Below are 9,151 nucleotides of genomic sequence, written 5' to 3' on the forward strand. Positions count from 1 at the left end.
GAAGGAAGCAATTGCAACAATTACATGCAGGTATATCGTGTACATTTAAAGGGGAGGTGAAAGAACCACAAACTGCCCGGAATTTTCATGTTTTTGATTATCGTAATTATTTATATCAGCAAAAAATACATTTTATATTTGATGTGACATACATTTCTGAATGTCAAAAAACATCGTTGTCACTCGTGCAATGGATTTTTCTTCTCAGGCAACAAACAATCTCGAAAGTTACAGAAATGTTCCCAGAACAATCAGGTGCATTTATGAACGCATTATTATTTGGAGATCGACAACAAATGACGTTTGAAGTAGAAGAGCAATATCAACAATTTGGTCTTATACATTTGTTGGCAATTTCAGGATCGCATATCGTATTATTAATGGTTATAATGTATTTTGTTTTACTAAGAAGTGGTGTGACGAAAGAGACAGCAACAGTATGCCTTATAGTTTGCATTCCTCTATATATGATCGTAGCTGGGGCGTCGCCATCTGTTGTGAGGGCTTCTATAATAGGAGTTTTATTGTTGGTAGCTTTCATGTGCTCTATTCGCTTATCTAGTCTAGACGCCTTAAGTATAACAGCTATATGTATGCTTATATACGATCCGTATCTTATTTTCAACATTGGATTTCAATTCTCATTTGTAGGTAGTTTTGCTTTACTACTATCTGCGCCGATATTATTAGGGCGTAGTAATGGAGTAGTTCGAAATTCTATTTACATTTCTATAATTTCACAGCTCGCTAGTACCCCCATCTTGTTATATCATTTTGGTTATTTTTCTCCTTATAGCATTTTCCTCAATCTTATATATGTTCCTTTTCTATCCATTATTGTATTGCCGTGTAGCATTATTATTCTTATATGTATGCCGGTTATTCCATTTTTCGCAAAAGGAATTGCGTATGTACTTTCATTATGTTTAACCATTTCTAATGACTTTCTAAGTTACTGTGAAAGTTTCCCTTTCATCCGACTTACTTTTGGTCAAACTCCTTTATTTCTTGTGGCTATATATTGTTTTAGTATCGTTAGTATATTTGTGATTTGGGAAAGAGTAATAACGAAAAAAATTTTGTGCATAGTTGTGGGTGTATTTCTTTTTATTAGTACTTGTCATTATGTATATCCATATTTTCGCGAAAGTGGGAGTGTTACATTTCTTGATGTTGGACAGGGAGATGCAATATTAATTCGTCTTCCGTACGATAAAGAGGTTTATCTTATTGATACAGGTGGAGCCCTTCCCGTCAAGAAGGAAGTGTGGCAACAGAAAAAGCATGAATTTTCTGTTGGGCATGATATTCTGGTTCCTTTCTTACAAAAAGAAGGTATAAAAACGATTGATAAATTAATTGTAACGCATGGAGATGCGGATCATATAGGTGCTGCGCTGGATTTGCTGTCATCTATTATTGTAAAAGAAGTTGTATTTGGGAGAAAGGAACAAGATGCTGTATTGGAAAAAGTGGTGAAGAAAAAGGCGTTAGAAAAGAGCATGAAGATAAGTGTAGTAGGAGAAGGGGAAGGTTGGAGGGTAAATGAAGCGGAATTTTTCGTATTAGCTCCAAAGGGGAAAGAAAAGGGAGAAAATGACTCTTCGATTGTACTATGGGCCAGACTAGGGGGACTAACATGGCTATTTACGGGTGATTTAGAAGAAGAAGGAGAAAAGTTTATAGTATCGACATATCCTGATTTGCGGGCTAATATTTTAAAAGTTGCCCACCATGGGAGTAAAACATCGTCTACAGATCCTTTTTTAAGCCTTGTACAGCCTACTGTAGCGATTATTTCTGTGGGAGAGCGTAATAGGTATGGGCACCCGCATAAGGAAGTTATAGAGCGTTTTAAGAAGATGGGTATTGATATATGGCGTACGGATAAGCAAGGTGCTATTTCCTATGTTTTTAATGGAGAAAAAGGAACCTTTCAAAGTAAAATCACATATGATGAAACACATAGAAGATGAAAAAAAGAAGACTGCCGTTAAGCAGCAGCCTTTAAGAACCGATGAATTTAATAACAGTTGCAATAATGAAAAGTGTTGCGAAAAAACCAAATGAGACGATAAATCCTACCCCTGAATCAATAGCGTCATTGCGTTTACTTTGAACGTTTTGTTCAAAATCATTCATTTAGAATCCCTCCCCAACATTCCATTTTAGTATAGAATATTGTCAGAAAAAAATCTACAATTTCCATATGAAGCGAAATAGAGTATTTGTATACTTTTCTAGTTAGTTAAGTAGCGTGAATTTTTCATTTCCAATCATGTTAACAGTTGGCACTTATACTAAGATTATTATTGTAAATAATAAAGGGAAGGTGATTACCGCACACCAATAAGAAATCCGGGGCTTATTGCGTGGCGTTTTATATAAATAAAGGGGCGGGTTATAAAGCCCGTCCCTTTGTACTTGTAAAACAAAAGCTAGGGCATTAGTATAAATATATATTGCCAAGTTAGGGAGTAGGAAAAAATATGAGTGATATACATAAGAAGATTAAAAAGAAACAGTTCGCTCCGTTGTATGTACTGTATGGAACGGAAGCCTATTTTATAAATGAAACGATAAAGCTTATTACAACGGAAGCGCTTGAAGAGGAAGATCGAGAGTTTAATGTTGTGACATACGATTTGGAAGAAGCGTATTTAGAAGATGTAGTTGAGGATGCGCATACGCTTCCTTTTTTTGGAGAGCGTAAAGTTATATTAATAAAATCACCATTATTTTTAACGGCACAAAAAGAAAAATTAGAACAAAATATAAAAATTTTAGAAGAATATATTGGGGAGCCATCTCCTTTTTCTATTCTTGTTTTTGTTGCGCCTTATGAAAAATTAGACGAACGAAAAAAAATTACAAAACTATTAAAGAAAACAGCGGATGTAATAGAAGCAAATGCGATGCAAGTGCAGGATGTTCAGAAGTGGATTGTTTCTCGTGCGGATGAGGTGCATGTGCATATTGATAATGCAGCTGTTAGTTTGTTGTTAGAGCTTGTGGGAAGTAATGTAACAATGTTGGCGAAGGAAATGGAAAAGTTAACGTTATACGTCGGTATGGGCGGAGAAATTACGCCAAAACTTGTCACGGAACTTGTGCCGAAATCTGTTGAGCAAAATGTGTTTGCTTTAACAGAAAAAGTGGTGAAAAAAGATATCGCTGGTGCGATGCAAATTTTAGACGGATTATTTACACAGCAGGAAGAACCAATTAAACTGCTCGCGTTATTAGTAAGTCAATTTCGCTTGCTCCATCAAGTGAAAGAATTACAACAGCGTGGTTACGGACAAAATCAAATTGCTTCCCATATTGGTGTGCACCCGTACCGGGTAAAGTTGGCGATGAATCAAACAAAGTTTTTCTCTTTTGAAGAATTAAAAAAAGTTATTATAGAATTAGCGGAAGCTGATTATAGTATGAAGACTGGAAAGATGGATAAGAAACTTGTGCTTGAGTTTTTCTTAATGCGGTTAAATCATATGTAGTAACACAAAAAAGTTCACGTACTAAATACGTGAACTTTTTTGTGTATATAAAAAACGATCCGAATGGATCGTTTTTTAAACGCCTTACGCGTTTACTTGTTTCGCTAAGCGAGATTTTTGACGAGCTGCAGCGTTTTGGTGGATAAGACCTTTACGAGCTGCTTTGTCAAGTTTTTTAGAAGCAGTTTTGAAAGCTTCTTTAGCATTTTCAAGATCGTTATTAGTAACTAAAGTTTCTACAGTTTTAACAGCAGTACGCATGTCAGACTTGATAGAAGCGTTATGTGAACGACGCTCTTCGCTAAGTTTAGCGCGTTTGATAGCAGATTTGATGTTTGCCATACTTTTCACCTCCCTGGTGCAATCGAATGACTCGATTCTTACATAGAACAAGTGATATTTTATCAAACGGTGAAGAGAATTGCAATAGTATATCAATGAAATTTCACGTAAAGGAAAGAATGACCTAATATAACTTGGGGAAATCTAACGATATTTACTATGAATTACGGAGGAGATACGATGAAAGAACCATTAGATTTAAGTAAATATAGTGTTAGAACTGACCTTGCTGTAGAGGCGCACCAAATGCTGCAAGAGCGCCAAGAAGAACAAAAAGGGATACAGGGAGTTATTGTAAAAGAGAGGGAAGAAGAGGGAGTTACAATTACAAAAGTAACTATTGATGAAATTGCATCTGAGTCGATGGGGAAAAAACCTGGGAATTATTTAACTCTTGAGGTGCAAGGTATACGACAACAAGATACGGAACTTCAGCAAAAGGTAGAGCGTATTTTTGCAAAAGAATTTTCTTATTTCTTAGAAGAGGTTGGAGTTTCAAAAGAAGCGAGTTGTTTAATCGTAGGTCTTGGGAATTGGAATGTAACGCCGGATGCACTCGGACCGATAGTTGTAGAGAACGTACTGGTGACGAGACATTTGTTTAAATTGCAGCCTGAAAGTGTGGAAGAAGGGTTTAGACCTGTTAGTGCCATTCGTCCAGGGGTAATGGGAATTACAGGAATCGAAACGAGCGATGTCATTTACGGAATTATTGAAAAGACAAAACCAGACTTTGTCATCGCAATTGATGCATTAGCTGCGCGTTCTATTGAACGAGTAAATAGTACGATACAAATTTCTGATACAGGAATTCATCCAGGATCTGGTGTTGGGAATAAGCGTAAGGAACTAAGTAAAGAAACATTAGGTATTCCTGTTATCGCAATTGGTGTGCCAACTGTGGTAGATGCTGTTTCGATTACGAGTGATACAATTGATTTTATTTTGAAACATTTTGGCCGGGAACTGAAAGAAGGAAACAAACCGTCACGCTCTTTATTGCCAGCAGGTTTTACATTTGGAGAAAAGAAAAAATTAACAGAAGAAGATATGCCAGATGAAAAGAGTCGAAATATGTTTTTAGGGGCTATTGGTACGTTAGAAGAAGAAGAAAAGAGAAAGTTGATTTATGAAGTGTTATCTCCTCTTGGTCATAATTTAATGGTAACCCCAAAAGAAGTAGATGCGTTTATTGAGGATATGGCAAATGTAATAGCAAGTGGTTTAAATGCAGCACTGCATCATCAGATTGATCAAGATAACACAGGGGCCTATACACATTGATGGAAAGAGGCAGAAATAGTTTGAGTCGATTTACGCTGTTATGTATATGCGGTACAGTTTTATGCTTGCTTATGATGATAGCTGGAGTGGCACTCGCTAATCATGGTCTGAAAAGTATGAAGGGGTATCGTCAGCTGTCATATGAACAAATTGCTCATATGACAGGAACAGAAGGCGCTGGGGCTGAATCAGAAATTTCGAGAGATACGTTTTCGGCTATTGAAAAACAAAAACAGTTAGAAAGTTTAAGAAGTTTTAATGTTGTAGAAGGTATCGGTATGGCGATAGCAAGTGTTGCTCGTGATATGACAAAGTTTGGGACGGATATAGTGGTTGGGGCAATAAAAGGGATTTTTAGTTAAGGATAGCAGGAAGGACGGTTGTCTTATTGGTTTGTAAGAGAGTCGTCCTTTAATTTGAAAAAGGTTTGTCTCTTATGGTTTGTTCGCATAAGATATAGATAGAGTGATTTGTATTGTAAGCAGCACGAGTTTTCATTGAATCTTTGCTGCTCTATTGATATAATCAGTGCTAGTGTATATTGGCGAGACTATTAGGAGTTGAGAACATAGATGAATAAAGAAGAAAGAGCAAAAAGACAGTCCAAAATTCGTAACTTCTCCATCATTGCTCACATTGACCACGGGAAATCAACGTTGGCAGACCGTATTTTGGAGAAAACAAACGCGTTGGCACAGCGCGAAATGAAGGCACAATTGCTTGACTCTATGGAGTTGGAGCGTGAGCGTGGTATTACAATTAAATTAAATGCAGTACAACTAACGTATAAAGCGAAAGACGGTGAAGAGTATATTCTTCACTTAATCGATACTCCAGGACACGTCGACTTTACGTACGAAGTATCTCGTAGTTTAGCGGCTTGTGAAGGTGCAATTCTTGTTGTGGATGCAGCGCAAGGAATTGAGGCGCAAACATTAGCGAACGTATATTTAGCGCTTGATAATAATTTAGAAATCTTACCAGTTATTAATAAAATCGACTTACCAAGTGCAGACCCAGAACGCGTACGTCAAGAGGTAGAAGATGTAATTGGTTTAGATGCATCGGAAGCTGTACTTGCTTCAGCGAAAGCTGGCATTGGTATTGAAGATATTTTAGAACAAATCGTTGAAAAGGTACCAGCTCCAACAGGTCATTCAGAAGAGCCGTTACAATGTATGATTTTTGATTCTTTATATGATCCGTACCGTGGTGTAATTGCATATATCCGTGTTGTAAATGGAACGGTAAAAGTTGGCGATAAAGTACGTATGATGGCAACTGGAAAAGAATTTGAAGTAACAGAAGTAGGTGTGTTTACACCGAAAACAACGCAACGTGACGAGTTAACAGTAGGTGATGTAGGTTTCTTAGCAGCATCTATTAAAAACGTAGGCGATACACGCGTAGGTGATACGATTACACATGCGAAACGTCAGGCTGTAGAGCCGTTAAAAGGGTATCGTAAATTAAATCCAATGGTATTCTGTGGTTTATATCCAATCGATTCTGCACGTTATAACGACTTACGTGATGCGTTAGAAAAACTAGAATTGAATGATTCTGCTCTTGAATTTGAGCCTGAAACATCTCAAGCTTTAGGTTTTGGTTTCCGTTGTGGCTTCTTAGGGCTGCTTCACATGGAGATTATTCAAGAACGTATTGAACGTGAATTCAAGATTGACTTAATTACAACAGCGCCAAGCGTTATTTATAAAGTGTATTTAACAAACGGTGAAGATCTTATTGTTGATAATCCATCTAATATGCCAGATCCACAGGCTATCGATCGTGTAGAAGAGCCGTTTGTGAAGGCTGCAATTATGGTTCCGAATGACTATGTTGGAGCTGTAATGGAAATTTGCCAAGGGAAACGTGGAACGTTTATTGATATGCAATATTTAGATGAAACACGTGTTACATTGACATATGAAATCCCGTTATCAGAAATCGTATATGATTTCTTCGATCAATTGAAATCAAATACGAAAGGATATGCATCATTTGACTACGAGTTAATTGGTTATAAACCATCTAAGCTTGTGAAAATGGATATTCTTTTAAATAATGAACAAGTGGATGCTTTATCATTTATTGTACATCGTGATTCAGCGTATGACCGTGGTAAAGTAATTGTAGAGAAATTAAAGAAATTAATTCCAAGACAACAGTTTGAAGTGCCAATTCAGGCGACTATCGGAAATAAAGTTGTATCTCGTTCTACAATTAAGGCGATGCGTAAAAACGTACTTGCAAAATGTTACGGTGGTGACATTTCTCGTAAGCGTAAACTTCTTGATAAGCAAAAAGAAGGTAAAAAACGTATGAAGTCTGTTGGTTCTGTAGAAGTGCCGCAAGAAGCATTCATGGCTGTACTGAAAATGGATGATAACTAATAGAGTGAACTATAATTAGTGGGGATTTTTCTATTCTTCGCTAATTATTAGCCCGCACCAATTGTGATAAAAGTAGAAGCCGTTCGTTCGGCTTCTTTTTTTATATGCTACTTTTTAGACATCTTAGCATCTCTCATTTACAATAGTGAGAGAGCTTTTTAGTGATTGATATAGAGTTAGGAGACTATTAATGTCCGAAAATATTCGAAAAGATATTCGAGAGAAAATACAAAAAGGTAATTTTAATTGCGAAAAGGAACTGACGCTTTCTATTATTAGTGGGAAGTGGAAAGTTGTGATATTGTGGCACTTAGGTGTGGAAGGTCCGCATCGTTTTAGTGAATTACAACGTCTGTTCCCGAGCATTTCTCATAAAGTGTTGTCAAATCAATTGAAAGAGTTAATGGAGGACGGGATTATTGATCGAACAGTATACCCGGAAATTCCTCCGCGAGTTGAGTACTATATGACGGAATTAGGTATGTCGCTTTTACCGATCGTTGAAATGATGTATGATTGGGGAAAAATGCGAATGGAACAAATTCGTAACACTTTATAAAAGTAAAGGACCCTCCGGAACGCGGAGGTTTTCTTTTTAGAAAGGTAGGAGTTATATTTGGTACAAGCTGCATATATTCATATTCCATTTTGTCAGCATATTTGTCACTATTGTGATTTTAATAAAGTATTTATTGAACGCCAACCGGTTGATCAATACTTACAATATTTAGAGAAAGAAATAATAAATACGGTTCAAAAAGTACCGTTTGAAAGTATGAAAACGATTTTTGTTGGCGGAGGAACTCCGACAGCTTTAAATATGGAGCAAACAAAAAAACTACTCGACATCATTAACCGTCGTTTGCGCCCATTTGCGCCGAATTGTGAATTAACATTTGAAGCGAATCCAGGTGATTTACCGAAAGAGAAGTTGAACGTATTGCTAGAAGGTGGAGTAAACCGAATTAGTTTTGGTGTGCAAACGTTTCGTGATGAGCTACTTGAGAAGATTGGACGCAGGCATACGAGAGAAGATGCATTCGTAGCAATTCGAGAAGCGCAGGAAGTCGGTTTTACAAATATTAATGTAGATTTAATTTATGCTCTGCCAGGACAGACGATAGAAGATGTAAAGGAAACATTAGACATTGCCTTTACGCTTGGTGTACAACATTTCTCGGCATATTCCTTAATTGTGGAACCGAAAACCGTATTTTATAACTTAATGAATAAAGGGAAATTAAGACTTCCAGGTGAAGACCATGAAGCGAAAATGTACGAAATGGTAATGGATGAAATGGAGAAACATGGTTATAACCAGTATGAGATTAGTAACTTCTCAAAAGGTAATAATGAAAGTAGACATAATCTCACATACTGGAATAATGAAGAGTATTATGGATTTGGAGCTGGAGCGCATAGCTATGTGAACGGGGAACGAATTCAAAATGTAGGTCCGCTCAAGCAATATTTCACTAAAATTGATGAGACAGGATTTCCATATTTAGATGTTCACCCAGTGACAGAGAAAGAAAAAATGGAAGAAGAGTTGTTCTTAGGACTTCGAAAAACAAAAGGTGTTTCTAAGTTAGAATTCCAAAAGAAATTTAATGTGGAGATGGACCATGT

9 protein-coding genes are annotated in these 9,151 nt (G+C 36.8%); 7 read left to right on the plus strand and 2 right to left on the minus strand.

Annotated elements, in window-relative coordinates; all coding sequences use genetic code 11:
* Positions 1 to 1,976 (plus strand): DNA internalization-related competence protein ComEC/Rec2 (locus AC1DTM_RS13345; RefSeq protein ID WP_477000334.1); only part of this gene is annotated, 1,976 nt, incomplete at its 5' end.
* Between the two features lie 31 nt (positions 1,977 to 2,007).
* On the opposite strand, the gene AC1DTM_RS13350 is transcribed toward AC1DTM_RS13345, so the two are convergent.
* Positions 2,008 to 2,142: a YqzM family protein gene (locus AC1DTM_RS13350; protein ID WP_000997609.1), complete on the minus strand. Its 135-nt coding sequence runs from the start codon at positions 2,140 to 2,142 to the stop codon at positions 2,008 to 2,010.
* Positions 2,143 to 2,489: 347 nt separating this feature from the next.
* Here AC1DTM_RS13350 and holA point away from each other — a divergent pair, with 347 nt between their 5' ends.
* The gene (holA, locus tag AC1DTM_RS13355) at positions 2,490 to 3,500 is read left to right on the plus strand and encodes a DNA polymerase III subunit delta (RefSeq protein ID WP_016106183.1); all 1,011 of its coding nucleotides are present in this window, start codon (positions 2,490 to 2,492) and stop codon (positions 3,498 to 3,500) included.
* Positions 3,501 to 3,584: 84 nt separating this feature from the next.
* Here holA and rpsT read toward each other — a convergent pair whose 3' ends face one another.
* The gene (gene rpsT, locus AC1DTM_RS13360) at positions 3,585 to 3,842 is read right to left on the minus strand and encodes a 30S ribosomal protein S20 (protein ID WP_002088694.1); all 258 of its coding nucleotides are present in this window, start codon (positions 3,840 to 3,842) and stop codon (positions 3,585 to 3,587) included.
* A 180-nt stretch (positions 3,843 to 4,022) separates the two neighbouring features.
* On the opposite strand from rpsT, the gene gpr reads away from it, so the two are divergent.
* The 5 genes from gpr to hemW form a co-directional block, all read left to right on the plus strand.
* Entirely contained in the window at positions 4,023 to 5,126 is a 1,104-nt protein-coding gene (gene gpr / locus AC1DTM_RS13365) for a GPR endopeptidase (protein WP_002111912.1), read from the plus strand.
* The gene (locus tag AC1DTM_RS13370; RefSeq protein ID WP_002199322.1) at positions 5,126 to 5,488 is read left to right on the plus strand and encodes a YqxA family protein; all 363 of its coding nucleotides are present in this window, start codon (positions 5,126 to 5,128) and stop codon (positions 5,486 to 5,488) included. Before gpr ends, AC1DTM_RS13370 begins: the two co-directional genes overlap by 1 nt.
* Before the next feature lie 210 nt (positions 5,489 to 5,698).
* The gene (lepA, locus tag AC1DTM_RS13375) at positions 5,699 to 7,522 is read left to right on the plus strand and encodes an elongation factor 4 (RefSeq protein ID WP_477000335.1); all 1,824 of its coding nucleotides are present in this window, start codon (positions 5,699 to 5,701) and stop codon (positions 7,520 to 7,522) included.
* Positions 7,523 to 7,712: 190 nt separating this feature from the next.
* Positions 7,713 to 8,081 (plus strand): winged helix-turn-helix transcriptional regulator, encoded by a 369-nt coding sequence (locus AC1DTM_RS13380; protein ID WP_002160441.1) that lies wholly within the window; start codon positions 7,713 to 7,715, stop codon positions 8,079 to 8,081.
* Positions 8,082 to 8,138: 57 nt separating this feature from the next.
* The coding region (gene hemW, locus AC1DTM_RS13385) for a radical SAM family heme chaperone HemW (protein ID WP_477000336.1) at positions 8,139 to 9,151 on the plus strand (1,013 nt) is incomplete at its 3' end.

Source organism: Bacillus sp. P4_D3 (assembly GCF_056401855.1).

Coding starts and splice junctions, on each gene's coding strand:
- AC1DTM_RS13350 (WP_000997609.1), bottom strand. CDS start 2,142: ATGAATGATTTTGAACAAAACGTTCAAAGTAAACGCAATGACGCTATT.
- holA (WP_016106183.1), top strand. CDS start 2,490: ATGAGTGATATACATAAGAAGATTAAAAAGAAACAGTTCGCTCCGTTG.
- rpsT (WP_002088694.1), bottom strand. CDS start 3,842: ATGGCAAACATCAAATCTGCTATCAAACGCGCTAAACTTAGCGAAGAG.
- gpr (WP_002111912.1), top strand. CDS start 4,023: ATGAAAGAACCATTAGATTTAAGTAAATATAGTGTTAGAACTGACCTT.
- AC1DTM_RS13370 (WP_002199322.1), top strand. CDS start 5,126: ATGGAAAGAGGCAGAAATAGTTTGAGTCGATTTACGCTGTTATGTATA.
- lepA (WP_477000335.1), top strand. CDS start 5,699: ATGAATAAAGAAGAAAGAGCAAAAAGACAGTCCAAAATTCGTAACTTC.
- AC1DTM_RS13380 (WP_002160441.1), top strand. CDS start 7,713: ATGTCCGAAAATATTCGAAAAGATATTCGAGAGAAAATACAAAAAGGT.